Origin of the sequence: Curtobacterium flaccumfaciens (assembly GCF_018598405.1) — a bacterium.
Lineage (GTDB): Bacteria > Actinomycetota > Actinomycetes > Actinomycetales > Microbacteriaceae > Curtobacterium > Curtobacterium aurantiacum.
The window spans coordinates 49092-67592 of sequence record NZ_JAHEWS010000003.1; the positions used below are offsets into that span (position 1 = coordinate 49092).

16 protein-coding genes are annotated in these 18501 nt (G+C 71.4%); 6 read left to right on the plus strand and 10 right to left on the minus strand.

Annotated features, from left to right (window positions below):
- Together KK097_RS02800 and KK097_RS02805 are read left to right on the plus strand one after the other, a co-directional pair.
- Complete coding sequence (locus KK097_RS02800) at positions 1 to 648, plus strand: TetR/AcrR family transcriptional regulator (protein ID WP_214530686.1); 648 nt, start codon at positions 1 to 3, stop codon at positions 646 to 648.
- A gap of 279 nt (positions 649 to 927) precedes the next feature.
- Positions 928 to 1455, plus strand: coding sequence for a YbhB/YbcL family Raf kinase inhibitor-like protein (locus KK097_RS02805; protein ID WP_214543628.1), 528 nt, complete (start codon positions 928 to 930; stop codon positions 1453 to 1455).
- Between the two features lie 203 nt (positions 1456 to 1658).
- Here KK097_RS02805 and KK097_RS02810 read toward each other — a convergent pair whose 3' ends face one another.
- On the minus strand, positions 1659 to 3938 hold the full coding sequence (locus KK097_RS02810) for a polyribonucleotide nucleotidyltransferase (protein ID WP_110864729.1): 2280 nt from the start codon (positions 3936 to 3938) through the stop codon (positions 1659 to 1661).
- 281 nt (positions 3939 to 4219) lie between these two features.
- On the opposite strand from KK097_RS02810, the gene KK097_RS02815 reads away from it, so the two are divergent.
- Positions 4220 to 5425 (plus strand): coiled-coil domain-containing protein, encoded by a 1206-nt coding sequence (locus tag KK097_RS02815; RefSeq protein WP_214543629.1) that lies wholly within the window; start codon positions 4220 to 4222, stop codon positions 5423 to 5425.
- A gap of 102 nt (positions 5426 to 5527) precedes the next feature.
- Here the strand turns inward: KK097_RS02815 and KK097_RS02820 are convergent, their stop codons facing one another.
- From KK097_RS02820 to KK097_RS02830, 3 genes are all read right to left on the minus strand, one after another.
- Positions 5528 to 6145, minus strand: coding sequence for a CE1759 family FMN reductase (locus KK097_RS02820; RefSeq protein ID WP_214543630.1), 618 nt, complete (start codon positions 6143 to 6145; stop codon positions 5528 to 5530).
- Positions 6146 to 6467: 322 nt separating this feature from the next.
- Positions 6468 to 6737, minus strand: a complete 270-nt coding sequence (gene rpsO / locus KK097_RS02825; RefSeq protein ID WP_071270776.1) for a 30S ribosomal protein S15 — start codon at positions 6735 to 6737, stop codon at positions 6468 to 6470.
- A 100-nt stretch (positions 6738 to 6837) separates the two neighbouring features.
- On the minus strand, positions 6838 to 7302 hold the full coding sequence (locus tag KK097_RS02830; protein WP_214530682.1) for a VanZ family protein: 465 nt from the start codon (positions 7300 to 7302) through the stop codon (positions 6838 to 6840).
- A gap of 166 nt (positions 7303 to 7468) precedes the next feature.
- On the opposite strand from KK097_RS02830, the gene KK097_RS02835 reads away from it, so the two are divergent.
- On the plus strand, positions 7469 to 8545 hold the full coding sequence (locus KK097_RS02835) for a glycoside hydrolase family 6 protein (RefSeq protein WP_214530681.1): 1077 nt from the start codon (positions 7469 to 7471) through the stop codon (positions 8543 to 8545).
- 222 nt (positions 8546 to 8767) lie between these two features.
- Here KK097_RS02835 and KK097_RS02840 read toward each other — a convergent pair whose 3' ends face one another.
- The 3 genes from KK097_RS02840 to KK097_RS02850 form a co-directional block, all read right to left on the minus strand.
- Positions 8768 to 11011: a HelD family protein gene (locus KK097_RS02840; RefSeq protein WP_214543631.1), complete on the minus strand. Its 2244-nt coding sequence runs from the start codon at positions 11009 to 11011 to the stop codon at positions 8768 to 8770.
- Positions 11012 to 11089: 78 nt separating this feature from the next.
- Complete coding sequence (locus tag KK097_RS02845; protein WP_214543632.1) at positions 11090 to 11926, minus strand: aldo/keto reductase; 837 nt, start codon at positions 11924 to 11926, stop codon at positions 11090 to 11092.
- Positions 11926 to 12297, minus strand: coding sequence for an FKBP-type peptidyl-prolyl cis-trans isomerase (locus tag KK097_RS02850; protein WP_017885942.1), 372 nt, complete (start codon positions 12295 to 12297; stop codon positions 11926 to 11928). The genes KK097_RS02845 and KK097_RS02850 overlap by 1 nt, the downstream gene beginning before the upstream one ends.
- Positions 12298 to 12366: 69 nt before the next feature.
- On the opposite strand from KK097_RS02850, the gene KK097_RS02855 reads away from it, so the two are divergent.
- Together KK097_RS02855 and KK097_RS02860 are read left to right on the plus strand one after the other, a co-directional pair.
- Complete coding sequence (locus KK097_RS02855; protein ID WP_214543633.1) at positions 12367 to 13686, plus strand: MFS transporter; 1320 nt, start codon at positions 12367 to 12369, stop codon at positions 13684 to 13686.
- Between the two features lie 187 nt (positions 13687 to 13873).
- Positions 13874 to 14959, plus strand: a complete 1086-nt coding sequence (locus KK097_RS02860; protein WP_111224104.1) for a YihY/virulence factor BrkB family protein — start codon at positions 13874 to 13876, stop codon at positions 14957 to 14959.
- Positions 14960 to 15039: 80 nt separating this feature from the next.
- Here KK097_RS02860 and KK097_RS02865 read toward each other — a convergent pair whose 3' ends face one another.
- The 3 genes from KK097_RS02865 to KK097_RS02875 form a co-directional block, all read right to left on the minus strand.
- Positions 15040 to 16497 carry an aspartate ammonia-lyase gene (locus KK097_RS02865; RefSeq protein WP_307858791.1) on the minus strand — a complete coding sequence of 486 codons (1458 nt, stop codon included), beginning with the start codon at positions 16495 to 16497 and terminating at the stop codon, positions 15040 to 15042.
- A 381-nt stretch (positions 16498 to 16878) separates the two neighbouring features.
- The gene (locus KK097_RS02870) at positions 16879 to 17175 is read right to left on the minus strand and encodes a hypothetical protein (protein WP_214531393.1); all 297 of its coding nucleotides are present in this window, start codon (positions 17173 to 17175) and stop codon (positions 16879 to 16881) included.
- Between the two features lie 55 nt (positions 17176 to 17230).
- Positions 17231 to 18487 (minus strand): inorganic phosphate transporter, encoded by a 1257-nt coding sequence (locus KK097_RS02875; protein WP_214531392.1) that lies wholly within the window; start codon positions 18485 to 18487, stop codon positions 17231 to 17233.
- Between the last annotated feature and the right edge of the window lie 14 nt (positions 18488 to 18501).

The following is an 18501-nucleotide window of genomic DNA, read 5'->3' on the forward strand; positions in this document are numbered from 1 at the left end:
GTGACGGTCGATTCCCCCCAACCGGCCGTCCAGCGTCTCCCCGGCCCGAGCAAGAACCTCGCGTCGCCGGACGGGTCGAGCGTCCCCCCGACTCCCCGCTCCGGCGGCGCGAAGGTCCGTGTCCTCGAGACCGCCACGCGACTCTTCTACGAAGAGGGCATCCACAGCGTCGGCGTCGACCGTCTCATCTCCGAGGCGAGCGTCACGAAGGCGACGTTCTACAAGCACTACGGGTCGAAGGACAACCTGATCCTCGCCTACATCCGCACCCAGCACGAGCGCGTGCAGGGGCGGATGGAGCAGCTCATCGCCGACGCTGGCTCCCCCGAGCGCGCCGTCCGCGCCTGGGTCGCAACACTGGCCGACGACGTCAACGACCCGGCGTTCCGCGGCTGTGCGTTCCTGCACGCCGCCGCCGAGTACCACGACCCGCGCGACCCGGTCCGCCAGGTCGTCGCCACCCACCGCGAGTGGTACACGGAGCGGCTCGCGACCCTGTTGCAGGAGGCCGGACACCCCCTCCCCGGCGACGGCGCCGACGAGCTCATGCTCGCGCGTGACGGAGCGATGGCCGGCGCCTACGCCGGAGACGCGATCGCCGCGACCGCCGCACTCAACCGCGTGGTCGACCGGGTGCTCGCGGGCTGACGCCCGGCTCCCGCCCGCGCTGTCGCGTTCGGCTGTCGCTCTCGCTTGCACGAAAGCGACAGATCACCGCGAACAGTTCGCGGGATCCTGTCGCCTTCGCGGCAGGGATACACCCGCGTGACGCAGATCTGTCGCCTTCGCGGGGCGGTCGTGGTGACCGCAGACGGACGGGAGGCCCGTGGCGGCCCCGCACCGCGCCTCCAGGCCGTCCCGTGCGAACTTCCACAGCCCGCCGCGCGCATCGAGCGCAGCCCGAGCCGGCGGGTGTTGGCTGGGGACATGGCCAACGACCCCAACTGGAACCTGCCCGACGTCCCGTCCTTCACCCTGACGAGCCCCGACTTCGCCGACGGGGCTGCGCTGCCCACCTCGGCGCGCGGCTCCGACGTCGGCGGCGAGGACCGCTCCCCCGCACTCGAGTGGTCGGACGCCCCGGAGGGCACGAAGAGCTTCGTCCTCACGGTGTACGACCCCGATGCACCGACCGGCTCCGGCTTCTGGCACTGGAGCCTGACCGACATCCCGGGCTCGGTGACCTCGCTCCCCGCCGGTGCCGGCACGGATGACGCCCTGCTGCCTGCCGAGGCGCTCCGCCGTCGCAACGAGTTCGGCTCGGACACGTTCCTCGGCGCCGCACCGCCCGCGGGCCACGGCGTGCACCGCTACTTCTTCACGCTGAGCGCCCTCGACGTGCCGGTGCTCGAGGTGCCGGCAGACGCGACCCCGGCGGTCGTGGGCTTCATGCTCCGCGACCACCTGCTCGGACGCGCGCAGCTCATGGGCACGCAGGAGACGCCCGCCGCCTGACCGGGTGCGCGCCGGCGCCGCGACCTTTCGGGCACAGCGACAGTCCACGCGGCGCCGCGCCCGTGACGTGTCGCTCACCGCGAAACTTCCGCGACCGACGCAGCGCACCGCACGCACCGCACGCACCGCACGCTCCCGCAACGGCGAACGGCCGCCGCCCCGGAAGGGACGGCGGCCGTTCGTGCGTCAGGACGCGGTGAGGATCAGCCCTCGGCCGGGTCCTCGGCGTGCGCGCGGACCGTCTCGGCCGAGGTGGAGTCACCCTCGGTCTCGTCGGCCACGACGGGCGCGAGCGACAGCTTGCCGCGGTCGTCCACCTTGGTGACCTCGACCAGGACCTTCTGGCCGACGCCCAGGACGTCTTCGACGTTCTCGACACGCTTGCCACCGGCGAGCTTGCGCACCTCGGAGACGTGGAGCAGACCGTCGCGGCCCGGGAGGAGCGACACGAAGGCGCCGAACGTGGCGATCTTCACGACGGTGCCGAGGAACTGGTCCCCGATCTCCGGGTTGGTCGGGTTCGCGATCGCGTTGACCTGGGCACGAGCGGCCTCGGCCGACGGACCGTCGACGGCGCCGATGTAGACGGTGCCGTTGTCCTCGATCGAGATGTCGGCGCCCGTGGTGTCCTGGATGCCGTTGATCGTCTTGCCCTTCGGGCCGATCAGCTCGCCGATCTTGTCGACGGGGATCTGCACCGAGATCACGCGAGGAGCGGTGTCCGCCATCTCGTCGGGGGCGTCGATCGCCTCGTTCAGCACACCGAGGATGGCCGAGCGGGCCTCCTTGGCCTGCTTGAGCGCCGCGTCGAGCACCGTCGACGGGATGCCGTCGAGCTTGGTGTCGAGCTGGATCGCGGTGACGAACTCCGAGGTACCGGCGACCTTGAAGTCCATGTCGCCGAGGGCGTCTTCCGCACCGAGGATGTCGGTCAGTGCCGCGTAGCGGGTCTGACCGTCGACGGTGTCGGAGACCAGGCCCATCGCGATGCCGGCGACCGGGGCCTTGAGGGGCACACCGGCGTTGAGCAGCGACAGGGTCGAGGCGCAGACGGAACCCATCGAGGTCGAGCCGTTGGAGCTGAGCGCCTCGGAGACCTGACGGATGGCGTACGGGAACTCGTCACGCGACGGCAGCACCGGCACGAGGGCGCGCTCGGCGAGGAAGCCGTGCCCGATCTCGCGACGCTTCGGCGAACCCACGCGGCCGGTCTCGCCGGTCGAGTAGGGCGGGAAGTTGTAGTGGTGCAGGTAGCGCTTCTTCGTGACGGGCGACAGCGAGTCGATCTGCTGCTCCATCTTGAGCATGTTCAGCGTGGTGACGCCGAGGATCTGCGTCTCACCGCGCTGGAAGATCGCCGAACCGTGGACGCGCGGGATCACGGCGACCTCGGCGTCGAGCGGACGGATGTCGGCGAGGCCGCGACCGTCCATGCGGATCTGCTCGGTCAGGATGCGGCCGCGGACGACCTTCTTCGTGACCGACTTGTACGCGGCGCCGACCTGCGAGTTGGCGACCTCGGGCAGCGAGCCCGCGGTGACCTGCTCCGCGATGGCGGCCTTGACGCGCGACTTGAGCGCGTCGTCGGCGTCCTGACGCTCGGTCTTGGCGGCGATCTTGTAGACGTCACCGAGCTCGGAGAGCGCGAGGGCCTCGACCGCGGAGTAGACCTCGGGCGCGTACGGCGGGAAGACCGGGAAGTCCTGGATCTCCTTGGCCGACTGCGCGGCGAGCTTGGCCTGCGCGTCGACGAGGGACTTGAGGAACGGTTTCGCCGCCTCGAGGCCCTGCGCGACGATGGCCTCGTCGGGCTTGGTGGCGCCGCCCTGGATGAGGTCCCAGGCGTGCTCGGTGGCCTCGGCCTCGACCATCATGATCGCGACGTCCTCGTTGCCCGCCTCGTCCGTGACGACACGGCCGGCGACGGTGAGGTCGAACACGGCGTCGGCCAGCTGCGAGGCCTTCGGGAACGCGACCCACTGGTCACCGATGAGCGCGAGGCGCACACCGGCGATCGGGCCGGAGAACGGCAGACCGGAGATCTGCGTCGACGCGGACGCGGCGTTGATGGCCAGCGCGTCGTAGAACTCGTCCGGAGCGATGCTCAGGACGGTGATGACGATCTGCACCTCGTTGCGGAGGCCGTCGACGAACGACGGACGCAGCGGCCGGTCGATGAGACGGCAGACGAGGATGGCTTCGGTCGACGGACGGCCTTCGCGACGGAAGAACGAACCGGGGATCTTGCCGGCGGCGTAGGAGCGCTCCTCGACGTCGACGGTCAGCGGGAAGAAGTCGAATCCTTCACGCGGGTGCTTGCCGGCACTGGTGGCCGAGAGGAGCATCGTTTCCTCGTCGAGGTACGCGGCGACCGCGCCCTGTGCCTGCTGTGCGAGCCGACCGGTCTCGAACCGGACGGTGCGCTTGCCGTACTTGCCGTTGTCGATGACGGCTTCGGCGAACTTGATCTCGGGACCCTCCAAAAGGGCGCCTCCTTGATGTGTTTCCGGCAGGCCGTGGCGACGGCACTCGATGGTGCGTGCGCGCCGATCGTTCCGGACGCATGTCTGGCCAGCAGTAGAAGCACTCGGGAAACCGTTCCGGCCCGCGAGCCACCACCGATGACCAGCTCCGTGCCCGGCCTGCGCAGTGTTGTGTGTGACGTCCGGGGAATGAGTCCTCGGACACGATGGACTTTACCAGTCCTCAGGCTGTGGGCGGCGCGGCTCGCTGGACTCCTGGTGAACATCGGTAGCCTGCCGACATGCGCCTCACCCCCTCGCGGGGCGTGCTCGTCGCGGCCGCCGTGGTCGTCGGCGCGCTCGTCGCCCCGGCCCTCACCGCCGTGCCCGCGAACGCGACCGAGTACCCGACCTGGCAGGACGTGCAGCGCGCGAAGGGCAACGAGACCGCGAAGCGCGCCGAGGTGCAGAAGGTGCAGGCTGCACTGCAGTCGGCGCAGGACGAAGCAGCCGCGAAGTCGCAGGCCGCCCTGGTCGCCTCGTCGAAGGCGGACGCGGCCGAGGCGGAGCTGGCGACGGCCGCCCAGGCCGCCACGAGCCTCCAGGCCCAGGCGCACCACGCAGCCGAGACGGCGGACCGGGCCCAGCAACGGGCCGGCCAGCTGGCCGCGGACCTGTACCGCGACGGCAGCACGAACCAGATGACCACCCGGATCGCGACCGCGACGAACCCCGACCAGCTCCTGTACCAGCTCGGCGCGCTCGACCAGCTGTCGGAGACCTGGTCGGGCGTCATGGACGACGCGTCCGTCGCCGCCGGAACGGCCTCGTCGCTGCAGGAACAGGCCCAGCGGGCGGAGACGGAGCGCGCGACGCGCGCGCAGGCCGCCGAGGAACGTTCGGCTGCTGCGAAGTCGGCGGAACAGGCGGCGGACGCCGCCGTCGAGTCGACGGAGCGGCACAGCGACGAGCTGTACGCGCAGCTCGCGTCACTCAGGGACAGCACCGCGAAGCAGGAGGCCGGGTACGAGCTCGGCCAGCGGGTCGCCGCGCAGAAGGCGGAGCAGCAGCGCAAGCGGGCCGCAGCCGCAGCGGCCGAGGCAGCGGCGAACGCGGCAGCGGCGAACGACGGCGGCGGCGGCGCGACCAGCGGCGGGACCGGCACGTCCTACCCGAGCACCGGCGGCGTCGTCGTCGACCCGGCCGGCGCTCAGGCCTACGCGCGCGGAGCCCTGGCGTCGTACGGATGGGGCGACGACCAGTTCTCGTGCCTGGTGTCACTGTGGACGCAGGAGTCCGGGTGGCGCGCGAACGCGTTGAACGCCTCGAGCGGCGCCTACGGCATCCCGCAGTCACTGCCGGCCGAGAAGATGGCGGTCGCCGGAGCCGACTGGCGGACGAACGCCGCGACGCAGATCAACTGGGGCCTGGCCTACATCAAGAGCGCCTACGGCTCACCCTGCGGCGCCTGGAACCACGAGATGAGCGTCAACCCGCACTGGTACTGACCGTCCGGTTGACGCCGTCGTTTCACTGAGACGCCGCCGAACGCACGAGACGCCGCCGGATTCGGCGGCGTCTCGCGAACACGACGGCGTCTCGGGAGCGAGTCAGTGGCCGAGGCCACCAAGCAGGCTCGCGAAGTCCGGGGTCGCGGGGAGCGCGTCGGCTTCCTGCGGGGTCCGCCTGGAGGCCCGGATCGCCCAGGCCAGGTCGGCTCCGGCCCGGCGGATGCGACCGTCCAGGGCGGCCGCGTCACCGTCGGTCCCCCAGTCGTCGGTCGCGGCGAACACCCCGGTGGGCACGATCGCCGCGCGCAGGTACGCGAAGACCGGCCGGAGGGCGTGGTCGATCGCGAGCGAGTGCCGCGACGTCCCGCCGGTCGCACCGAGCAGGACGGGCATGTCGGCCATCGAGTCCTTGTCGAGCACTTCCAGGAACGACTTCGCCAGCCCACTGACGCCCGCGGTGAAGATCGGCGTGACGAACACGACGGCGTCGGCCTCGACCACGGCGGCCGTCGCTGCGGAGAGCGCCGGGGCCGCGAACCCGGTGAGCATCGCGTCGGTGATCTCGTGCGCGAGCGGTCGGAGTTCGACGTGCACGACGTGTGCGGGGGTGCCCTCGGCGACGAGCGAGGACACCGCGGCCTCCCCCAGGCGGTCGGCGAGCAGGCGGGTGGAGCTGGGCTCGGAGAGTCCGGCGGAGACGACGGCGATGGTGGTCATGATGCTTCCCGACTTTCGATGCGTTTGCATGAACATAGCATCCAACCGGGTCATCGTCGCAACCATTCCCGCCATCGAGCAGCGTGCCGATCGGTCACGACTCCCCGCGCGCTGACTCCGGACCGGTCACGAAGTGTCGCTTGGGACCCCGGTGGCCGACGAATCATGACCGCCGCACGAGCGCGGGCGACGTGTCGCGACCGACCGAGGACGGAGCGCGGACGGAGCGCGCCCCCGCCGAGCGTCGAACGCCCCGGGAACGAAGAACGCCCCGGTCCTCGTGAAGAGGACCGGGGCGTTCGGTCAAGCGTGTGTCGGTCGACTAGCGACGCAGACCGAGGCGCTCGATGAGCGCACGGTAGCGGGCGATGTCGACGTCGGAGAGGTAACCGAGGAGACGGCGACGCTGACCGACCATGAGGAGCAGGCCACGACGCGAGTGGTGGTCGTGCTTGTGCTCCTTGAGGTGCTCGTTCAGGTCGTTGATACGACGCGTCAGAACGGCGACCTGGACCTCGGGGGATCCGGTGTCGCCCGGGTGGGTCGCGTACTCTTCGATGATCTCCTGCTTGACCTGTGCGTCAAGTGCCATGGTGATCCCCTTCCTGTCCGTTGCGCGGTGCCCGTGCCTGATGCACGAGCGCTCTTTGTCCGCGGCCGTTCGACGGCAACCGCCCAAGACTACCAGAGACCTAGGCGGTCCTGGGGCGCAGTCGGCGACGGCGGCGCTCCGGCAGCAGACTGCGGACGAGTCCGACGAGCGTCGCGCCGAGCAGCCCGCCGAGGCCGTTCGAGAGCACGTCGCGCGGGTCCGCGACGCGGTACGGCAGGTAGGTGGCCTGGGCGAACTCGATGCCGGTGGAGAGCACGACGGCGACCAGGGCGCCGAGGATCCACCAGCGCCGGGGCAGCCAGAGGGCCGCGAGCATCCCGACCGGCACGAACATCGCGATGTTGGCGAGGAACTCGGTGCGCTCGTAGGTGAACCACGCACCGTGCGGCAGCTGCTGCACCCACGCGATCGCGTGCAGCACGAGCGAGTTCTGGGCCGAGGTGAAGACCTGCGGGGTGAGCGTCATCCGCCAGATCACCCAGGCGTACGCCGCGGTCACGGCGAGGAGGAGCAGTCGACGGAACATCCGGACAGTGTGCTGCACGGTCCTGCACGGTCGCTGGAGCGCTCCTGCCAGGGGCCGGTGCGGCAGCTGGGCGATCACGGGTCGGTGCTGGTCAGGACTCCCCCGCACCTGTCAGCATGGGTCCGGGTGCGATCCGCGCCCGGACCACCGACACCGCAACGGTCAGATCAGGGAGCACCGCAGCATGCCGGAGCACGAGGCACCGCCGACCCCGCGCCGCAACCGCACGGGCGGCCTGCGGCAGTGGGGGTGGATCGCCGTCGCGGCCGTCGTCGTCGCCGCGGTCGTCACGACGCTCGTGGTCGTCGGCCCGTGGAACGGCGGCCAGCCGGACGGCAGCGCCACCCCGAGCGGCCGCTCCGTCACGGAGCGGAAGTCCGCCGCCGAGGCGTTCCCGGGCGGGCTCGCGCGCCAGCCGACGGCCGTGAACCAGGCCGGCATCCGTGAGCGCCAGGCACGGGCCGAGGGCGACGCCGAGACCGCCGAGCAGATCGCGGTGATCGCCGACCAGCCGATCGCGACCTGGCTGACGAACACCTCGCGTTCCGAGACCCGTTCGACGATCCGGTCCGTGGTCAGCACCGCCGAGCAGCGTGACGCCACCCCCGTGTTCGTCCTGTACAGCATCCCGGACCGCGACTGCGGCAGCTACTCGAAGGGCGGCACCGAGGACGACGCGTACCTGCCGTGGGTGCGGTCAGCGGTCCGCGCGATGGCCGGTTCGCACGCCGTCGTGCTCGTCGAACCGGACTCGATCGCCCAGATCCAGAACTGCGAGCGGCTGCGGGACGAACGTCTGCCCCTGCTGCGGAAGGCCGTCGACGCCCTCACCGGTCACGGCCTGACCGTGTACCTGGACGGCGGCAACGAGAACCGCGTCCCGACCGCGACCATGGCCGACTGGCTGCGGCAGGCCGGCGTCGACGAGGTGCAGGGCTTCTTCACGAACGTGTCGAACTTCTACCGCGTCGACCAGGAGCGCGCCTACGCCGACGAGCTCGCCGACGCGATCGGCGGCGACCCGCACTTCGTCATCGACGTCTCCCGCAACGGGCAGGGGTGGCGCGGCACCTGGTGCAACCCCGAGGGCGCGGGCCTCGGCCAGGAGCCGCACGTCACCGGCGGCTCGACCCGGCTCGACGCACTGCTCTGGGTCAAGACGCCCGGGCTCAGCGACGGCACCTGCAACGGCGGCCCCGCGGCCGGGCAGTGGTGGGAGTCGTACGCGCTCGCCCTCGTCGAGCACCGCAAGCGCGACTGACCCGGCGCCTCGACGGTCCGCGGGCCAGCCTGGTCGCGCGCGTGCGCTCCGAGGGTGACCCGACCTGAGTCGGGAGGCCCGTGGCGGGCCCGCACCGGGCCTCCCGTCCGCCCCGCGGAGACGCCACCGCCCCCAACGGTCGTGAGCAGGAGCGGTCGCGTGGGACCGACGGACCCGGACCGTTCCTGCTCACGGAGTGCGCGCCGGACGCGCGCGCCATCGTCAGTCGACGTCGATGACCGTCAGACGACGGGTCGGACGCGTCATCGCGACGTAGACCGCGGCGGCGGCACGGGCGGCGTCGGCGCCCACGCCGTCCGGGTCGACGAGCAGCACGCCGTCGAACTCCAGGCCCTTGGCGTCCGCACCCGTCAGCACCGTGAGCGAGCCGGCGTTCGGCGAGGCGAGCCCCCGGACGTCCGCCTCGGTGCGGGCGAGCCGCCGGCGGATCGTGTCGACCTGGGACTCGGGGACGATGACGCCGATGGTGCCGGACCCGATCCGGGCACGCTCGGTGTCGGCGACCGCCACGACGGTGTCGAGCAGGTCGGCCCGCGCGACGCGGACGCGCTCGACGGGGTCGCCGTCGCGCACCGCCTCGTTGCGGGTGACCGTGAGGCCGGCGCTGTCCGCGAAGGCCCCTGCCGCCTCGACGATGGACCGCGGGGTGCGGTAGTTGACGGTGAGCTGCTCGATGCGGTGGTCGAGCGGCACCTGCGGTGCACGGCCTCGGCGGCGACGGGCGAGCGCCCCGATGACGTCGTCCCAGGTGCGTGCGGCACCGGGCGAGGAGCCCTGGGCCATGTCGCCGACGATCGTGAACGAGCGCAGCGGGTTGCGGCGGGCGAGCACGCGCCACTGCATCGGTGAGAGCTCCTGCGCCTCGTCGACCACGATGTGTCCGTAGGTCCACTCGCGGTCCTCGGCGGCCCGCTCGGCCGTGGAGCGGGGGTCGCCGCCCTCGGCGAACGAGCCGGCGACCTGCTCGGCGCTGACGATGCCCTCGACGCCCATGTTCTCGATCGCCTGGCGGGCGTTCTCGATGTCGCGGTTCCGGCTGGCCTTCGCCGCACGCTTGGCGGCGCCGCCGGTGGGGTCGAACGGACCGAGCAGTTCGGCGGCCTCGTCGAGCAGGGGGACGTCCTCGACCGTCCAGGCGGTGCCGCGGGCGCGCTGCAGCAGGGCGCGGCGCTCCGGCGTCCAGTCGGGGGTCAGCGAGGCGAGCCAGTTCGGCCGGGCGTAGAGGTCCTCGAGGAACTTCTCCGGCGGCAGCGGCAGCCACGCGGTGTTGAGCAGCACGCGGGCGTCGTACGAACTCCGGATGTCCTCGCGCAGGACCTTCTCGTCGGCCTCGTCCACCGTGGTGCCGCGCTCCCGCAGCTGCTCGGCGAGCAGGCGGGTCATCGCGTCGAGGGCGGTCTTGTTGAACGTGACACGGGCGGCGTTGTGCGGCTTGCCGCGGTCCTGCGCACGCTTCATGGCGTCGGCGACGAGCTGCGGCGGGACGACGAGCCGCTCGCCCTCGACGTCGAGCGTGACCGACTCGGTCGGCACGACCTGGCGCGAGCGCACCGCCCGCCGAAGGAGCGACGCCATCTGCGCTGCGCCCTTCACGGCGGCGACGTCGCGGGTGTCGTGCGTCGTCGCGTGCACGCCCGGGTAGAGCGAACCGAGCGAGGCCATCACGACACCGGTCTCGCCGAGCGACGGGAGCACCTGCTCGATGTAGGTCAGGAACGCGGGCGACGGGCCGACCATCAGCACGCCGGAGCCCCGCAGCCGCTCACGGTACGAGTAGAGCAGGTAGGCGGCGCGGTGCAGCGCCACGGCGGTCTTGCCGGTGCCGGGACCACCCTGCACGATGAGCACACCCTCGAGCGGGGATCGGATGATGCGGTCCTGCTCGCCCTGGATCGTCGCGACGATGTCGGTCATCCGGCCGGTGCGCTCGGCGGTCACCGCGGCGAGCAGCGCCCCCTCGCCCTGCAGGTGGGTGCGCTCGTCGTCGTACAGCGAGGCGTCGAAGACCTCGTCCTCGACGCCGACCACCCGGCGCCCCTGCAGGGACAGGTGCCGGCGGGAGCGCATGCCCATCGGGTGCGCCGCGGTGGCCTGGTAGAAGGCGCTGGCACCGGGGACGCGCCAGTCGAGCAGCAGCGGCCGGTGCTCGGCGTCGCGCAGCCCCACGCGGCCGATGTAGCGGAAGGTGTCGTCGGGGCTCTCGGGTTCGGCGACCTCGAGCCGGCCGAAGACCAGCCGGTCCCCCACCCGCTCGAGCGTCGCGACGGTGTCCTCGTAGAGCCGCGCGTACGCATCGCGCTCGCTGCGGCTCTGGTGGTTCCCGCCGACGGCCTGACGGCGGGTCTCGGCGAGGCGCTGCTCTGCCTCGGCGGTCAGCTCGTCGAGACGGCGGAAGAGGCCGTCGACGTAGCCGCGTTCACGGTCGATCTCGGTCGGTTCGGACACACACAACCCTTCGGGAAGAGGGGGAACCAGTGTACTGCCCACCGGACACCCCGCTCTCCCCGGAGGGTCGCGATGGGGTCACATCTCTTCGTGCGTGTCCGGGTCGCCGTCCCACAGGCGGCCGCGCTCGAGCGCGGAGATCGCCTGCACCTCGTCGTCGGTCAGCTCGAAGCCGAAGACGTCGAGGTTCTCCTTCTGGCGGGCGGCGTCGCCCGACTTCGGCACCGGCACGGCACCAAGCTGGACGTGCCAGCGCAGCACGACCTGGCCTGGGGCCACACCGTGCGCGGCGGCGGCGGCGACGATCGGCTGCTCGGTGAGCAGTTCCGACCGCTTCGCGAGCGGGCTCCAGCTCTCGGTCACGATGCCGAGCTCCTGGTGCACCTTCCGCAGTTCCGCCTGGGGGAAGTACGGGTGCAACTCCACCTGGTTGACGGCCGGGGCGACCCCGGTGGCGTCCACGATGCGGCGGAGGTGCTCGGGTGTGAAGTTCGAGACGCCGATCGAGCGGACCTTGCCGCTGTCACGGAGGTCGACGAACGCCTTCCAGGTGTCGACGAACCTGCCCACCGACGGGTTCGGCCAGTGGATGAGGTACAGGTCGACGTGGTCGAGCCCCAGGTTGCCGAGGGTCTCGTCGATCGAGCGGTGTGCCTCGTCGTAGCCGTGGTGTCGGCCGGGCAGCTTCGACGTGACGACGAGGTCCTCGCGCGGCACCTCGGACTCGCGCACGGCCCGGCCGACGGCGTCCTCGTTGCCGTAGTTCAGCGCCGTGTCGAGCAGCCGGTAGCCGCTCGCGATCGCGGTGCCGACCGCGGCCGCGCCCTCGTCGCCGTTCAGGCCGTAGGTGCCGAGGCCGAGCTCCGGGAACCGGTGGCCGTCGTTCAGCTCGATCGTCGGGGCGCCGACCTGCATCAGCGGACCCCGAGCAGGTCGATCACGAAGATGAGGGTCTTGCCGGACAGGAAGTGGCCACCGCCGGCGGGGCCGTAGGCGAGCTCCGGCGGGACGACGAGCTTGCGGCGGCCGCCGACCTTCATGCCGGGGATGCCCTCCTGCCAGCCGCGCACGAGCGCCGCGAGCGGGAAGTCGATGGGCTCGCCGCGGTTCCAGGAGCTGTCGAACTCCTCGCCGGTCTCGTACTCGACGCCGGCGTAGTGGACCTTGACGGTCGACCCGGCGGACGCTTCCTCGCCGGAACCCTCGACGATGTCGGTGACGACGAGTTCGGTGGGGGCGGGGCCCTCGGGGGCGTCGAACTCGGGCTTGCTGTTGAGGTCAGTCATGCCGATCAGTCAACCAGAGGGCGCACCGGGCAGACGCAACGAGCGTCCAGCCCGCAGAATGGTTCCACCGTGACACCAACGACTCCCGCACCGCCGCGCCGCCGCCTGCTCGCCGACCTCACCCCGCTCCGCCGCTCCCCCGCCTTCGCCCGGCTCTGGGCGGGCACCGCGATCGCGGGCATCGGTACCCAGATGACCACCGTCGCCGTCGGGCTCGAGGTCTACGAGATCACCCGCTCGACCTTCGCCGTGGCACTGGTGGGCGTCATCGCGCTCGTGCCGATGATCGTCGCGGGGCTGTACGGCGGGATGCTCGCGGACGCCTTCGACCGGCGCCTCGTCGCCCTCGTGTCGTCGATCATCGCCTGGGTCGCGGTCGCCCTGATCGCCACGCACGCCTGGCTCGACCTGCACAGCGTCCTGCTGCTCTACGTCCTGGCGACCGTGAACGCCGTGGCCGCGACCGTCAGCAACGCCTCCCGCTCCGCCATCGTGCCCCGGCTCGTCGGCACCGACCTGCTCCCCGCGGCGAGCGCCCTGGGCGGGATCGCGTCGGGGTTCCAGGTCACCGTCGGTCCGGCGATCGCGGGCGTCCTGATCGCCACGGTCGGGTTCGCGCCGACGTACACGATCGACGTCGTGCTGTTCACGTTCGCGTTCCTCGGGGTGTTCTCCCTGCCGCGGATGGCCGCCGAACACGGCGCACTCCGACCGGGGCTCGGCTCGCTCATCGAGGGTGCGAAGTTCCTGCGGCGGTCACGCAACATCACCATGACGTTCGTGCTCGACATCGTCGCGATGACGTTCGGGCAGCCGCGCGTGCTGTTCCCCGCGATCGGGGCGCTCGTCATCGGCGGCGGGTCGATCACCGTCGGCACGCTCACCGCTGCCTACGCGATCGGCGCGCTGCTGTCGAGTGTGTTCTCCGGGCCGCTCGGGCACGTCCGACGCCAGGGTGAGGCCGTCGGCTGGGCCATCACGGCGTACGGCGGGGCGATCGCGGGGTTCGGTGTGGTCATCGCACTGGCGCACGTGCTCGGCGGCCGCTCGGGCGAGGCGTTCGGCGTCGAGATCCTGCCGGCGCTCGGGCTCGCGGCGCTGTTCCTGGCGATGGCCGGCGGTGCAGACAACGTCAGCTCGGTGTTCCGGAACACGATCCTGCAGGCGGCGTCGCCGGACGGCATGCGCGGGCGACTGCAGGGCATCTTCATCGTCGTCGTCACGGGCGGCCCGCGCCTCGGCGACCTGTACGCCGGCCTGGTCGTCGCGGCCGGCATCGCGTACCCGCCGGTCATCGGCGGCGTGCTGATCATCGGCCTCGTCGCGCTGCTCCTGCGGATGGTCCCCTCGTTCCGCCGCTACGACGCCCTGCACCCGCACGCCAACTGACGGCCGCGGCGGTCCGGGCGGGCCGCAAAACACCGGTGTTCGCACGTCGAACACCCGCGTTCCGCGGTGCGGAGCGTGAACACCGGTGTCTTGCAGGCGCACCAGCGCGACCAACAGGCAGTCGGGAGGCGCGGGGCGGGCCCGCCACGGGCCTCCAGGACCGCACGTGTCGGGTACCGTACGACGCATGCCGGACAGCGCATCGCGCGACCTCCAGCGGACGGGAGTCCGCGCCGTCGTCCGGCGCACCTACCACTCGGTCATCCGGCACCGCGTCGTCGACGCGGCCGCGTCGCTGACGTTCTTCGCGCTGCTGACGGTGTTCCCGACCGCGCTCGCCGTCGTGTCCGCGCTGTCGATCGTCGACCGGAAGGGCGACAGCGTCACCGACATCGTCGAGGTGCTCGGGTTCATCGTCCGGCCGGAGACCGCGTCGCACCTCGAGACACCGCTCCGGCAGCTGCTCACCCTGGACAACCCGTGGCTCGGCTTCACGATCGGCGTCGTGCTGACGCTCTGGTCACTCTCCGGCTACGCGACCGCGTTCGGGCGGGCGATGAACACCGCGTACGAGGTCGAGGAGGGCCGGCGGATCTGGAAGTTCCGCAGCATGATGCTCCTCGTCACGCTGCTCGTCATGGTCGGCGGTGCCGTCGCGATCGTCATCCTGCTCGGCACGCCGACGATCTCCGAGGCCGTGATCCGGCAGCTCGGGTGGGCGCCGTGGATCGACGACGTGTGGAACGTGGTGAAGTGGCCGGTGCTCGCGGCCGACCTCGTGGTGATGGTGGCGGTGCTCTACTACGCGACGCCGAACGTGAAGACCCCGCAGCTGCGGTGGGTGTCCGCCGGTGCCGCGTTCGCGATCGTGACCTGGGCCATCGCCACCATGGGGTTCGCGCTCTACGTGGAGACCCTCGGCGGCGGGAACCGCGCGTACGGGTGGCTCGGCGGCGCGATCCTGCTGCTCGTGTACCTGTACATCTCGAACTTCGTGCTCGTGGTCGGCGGCGAGCTCGACTCCGAGGTGATCCGGATGCGGCAGCTGCTGGCCGGCATCGAGGCGGACGAGTCGATCCGGCTGCCGCTGCGGGACGTCACCCGCAACTTCACGCTCGCGCGTTGGCGGGACCAGGACATCGCGGCCGCGCAGCACGTCCGGGCCGAGGCCGCTCGGGTGGCCGAGGAAGAGGACGCCGAGCCGACCCCGGGCGAGGAGCACCTGCGGGCGATGGCGCAGCAGGTGCGGGTGGGCGAGCGGCCGCTGCCCTGACGCGTGCTCGCATGCGTCGGCGCGCGCGACCGCGGGCGCGGGCCTGCTCGCGCCGCCGTGCTCGGGCCGCCGTGCTCGGGTCAGTGCTTGCGCGCCTCGGCGTCCAGCATCTCCTCGGTGACGATCGGGATGGCCCCCGTCGCCAGCTCGATGCCCGACAGCCGTGCCGGGCTGAGCACCCGCATGACCTGGTCCTCCTCCATCAGGCCGGCGGCCACGACGAGCGTCGAGATCGGCGTCGAGGTGGTCAGCGCCGTGTGCGCGATCGACGCCGCCGCCGCGTACCCGATGTACGGCGTGAGTGCGGTGACGACGCCGACGTTGGTGTCGACCTGGGCCGCGAGCTTCGCCTCGTTCGCCTCGATGCCGACGACGCAGTGCTCGCGCAGGGTCGCGCAGCCGCGGGACATCCACTGCAGCGACTGGAGGATCGAGTGGGCGATGATCGGCTCGAAGGCGTTGAGCTGGAGCTGCCCGCTCTCCGCCGCCATCGTCACCGTGGTGTCCGCGCCGGCGACCGCGTAGGCGATCTGGTTCACGACCTCGGGGATCACCGGGTTGACCTTGCCCGGCATGATCGACGAGCCGGCCTGGCGTGCCGGCAGGGTGATCTCACCGAGGCCCGCCTGCGGTCCGGACGACAGCAGCCGCAGGTCGTTGCAGATCTTCGAGAGCTTCGCGGCGCTCCGCTTCACGGTGCCGGACAGGGTCATGAACGACCCCGCGTCGCTCGTCGCCTCGATGAGGTCGGGAGCGGTGACGACGTCGATGCCGCTCGCCTCCTGCAGCTGGCGGCGGACCTCGTCGCGGTAGAGCGGGTCCGCGGTGATGCCCGTGCCGATCGCCGTCGCACCGAGGTTCATCTCGGCGAGCAGCGGCATCACCTTGCGGAGCAGGTCCGCGTCCTCCTGGATGGTGTGCGAGAACCCGGTGAACTCCTGCCCGAGGGTCATCGGCACCGCGTCCTGCAGCTGGGTCCGGCCGACCTTGAGCACGTCGGCGAAGGCCCGGCCCCGCTCGGCGAACGCCGCGGAGAGCTCCTCGAGCTGCACGATGAGCCGACGGACCCCGAAGATCATCGCGATCTTGATGCTCGTCGGGTACGTGTCGTTGGTCGACTGGCTGCGGTTCACGTGGTCGATCGGGTGCAGGTACGCGTAGTCGCCCCGCTCCCGCCCCAGGAGTTCGAGGGCCCGGTTCGCGAGGACCTCGTTCGTGTTCATGTTCGTGCTCGTCCCCGCGCCGCCCTGCACCACGTCGACGACGAACTGCTCGTGGAGCGCTCCGTCGCGGACCTCCTGCGCCGCCCGGTCGATCGCGTCGGCACGCTCGTCGTCGAGGACACCGATCGCCCGGTTCGCCCGAGCCGCCGCCTGCTTCACGGTGACGAGTGCCTCGATGAGGTCCGGGTACACGGCGATCGGCACGGAGGTGATCGGGAAGTTCTCCAGCGCCCGCAGGGTGTTGATGCCCCAGTACGCGTCGATCGGGACCTCCCGTGATCCCAGCGAGTCGCTCTCGGTCCGCGTCGTCGTCACAGGTGCCTCCTCGTTGCCGGTCACACGTCGAGGCTAGTCCGGTCCGTCCGGCCGGTCCGGAACCGCGCCGGGGTGGGGGCGGTGGGCGCCACGCGCCTCCCGTCACTTCGTGAGCAGAAGATGTCGGGTCACGGACGGCGACTCGACAACTTCTGCTCACCAAGCGCGCCGCCAGCGCGAGCGGGCGGAATGCCGGGGTCGCCCTGGCAACGCACGGCGGCATTTCGCCCGCTCACCCGCGACGGACTGGAGGCCCGGTGCCAGGCCGCCACGGGCCTCCCGTCCGACCCACGGTCGCGGGGAACGCACGACGAGTGAGCAGAAGACGCCGGGTCGCGAGGGGCGACCCGGCGTCTTCTGCTCACGCGGTGAGCGCGCTCGTCAGTGGAACTGCGGGACGATCAGGTAGATGCCGTAGAGCACGACGGCACCGCAGACCGCGAAGCACGCGACGGCGGCGGCACGGAGTGCGCGCGTGGCCGTCGAGGCGCCGGCCGGGTTCGGGAAGCCGGCGGTCGCCGGGCCGATCGTGCCGTCGTCCTTCACGGTGAACTTCCCGGCGCGGGTGTCGGCGGCACTCCAGAGCCGGAGACCGACCGAGTACACGGCGACGACGAAGCACGACGAGACCACGGCGACGATCGCCACGGTGAGGAACGCGAACCAGTCGATGCCCATCAGCGGTCTCCCCCTTCGAGGAATGCGAAACTGCGTCCGTCAATGGCGATGCCCATCAGCGACGGCCTCCCTTGCGGGCCGCCATGCGACGGAGCGTGCGCTCGCGGCTCAGTTCGGCGCGACGCTGGGCAACCGCGTCGGCGCGCTTCTTGCGCTGCATGTCGCGCAGCTCCTTGCGGGTCAGGACCGCGTTCGCGGCGACGTCGACCTCGATGGCGGCGGCCTGCTCGTGCGGCTTGCGGAGCGACCAGAGGTACAGGCCGAGGATGACCGCGGCACCGACCACGGCGTCGATCACCAGGCCGCCGACGCCGAGGCGGGCGATCCCCGAGGCGACCGCGCCGACCGCGGCCGCGGCGGGCAGGGTGATGAACCAGGCGATGACGATCTTGCCGGCGGTCGACCACTGGATCTTCGAGCCGCGGCGCCCGAGACCGGCACCGATGATGGAGCCGGAGGACACCTGCGTGGTGGACAGGGCGAAGCCGAGGTGGCTCGAGGCGAGGATCGTCGCGGCGGTCGACGCCTCGGCCGCGAAGCCCTGCGTCGCGCGGATCTCGGTGATGCCCGAGCCGAGGGTGCGGATGATGCGCCAGCCGCCGGTGTAGGTGCCGAGGGCGATCGCGAGGGCGCAGGCGACGACGACCCAGAACTGCACGCCCTGGTTCGACGACTGCGCGCCCGAGGCGATGAGGGTCAGCGTGATGACACCCATCGTCTTCTGCGCATCGTTCGTGCCGTGCGCGAGGGACACCATCGAGCTGGTGAAGACCTGCCCGATGCGGAACCCACCGCGCTCGTTCGGGAACACCGGACGCTTGGTGATCCGGTACGCGATGCGCGTCGACAGGAACGACACGAGCGCGGCGATCACGGGCGAGGCGAACGCCGGGATGATCACGACGGTCAGCAGTGCGACGTAGTTGACGGACTGGAACCCGGCACCGACGATCGCGGCACCGATCAGCCCGCCGAACAGCGCGTGCGACGACGACGACGGCAGGCCGCGGAGCCACGTGATCATGTTCCAGACGACCGCCCCGATCAGGCCCGCGAAGATCATCTCGGGACTGATCGCGACGCCACCGGGGCCCTCGTTGATCAGCCCGTGCGAGATCGACGTCGCCACGGCGGTGCTGAGGAACGCACCGACCAGGTTGAGCACCGCGGCGACGGTGACCGCCACCTTGGGCTTCATGGCGCCGGTCGCGATCGGGGTCGCCATCGCGTTGGCGGTGTCGTGAAAACCGTTTGTGAAGTCGAAGAAGAGGGCCAACGCGATGACCAGGACGACTATGAGTGTGATGTCCACCGCGGGCAAGTGTC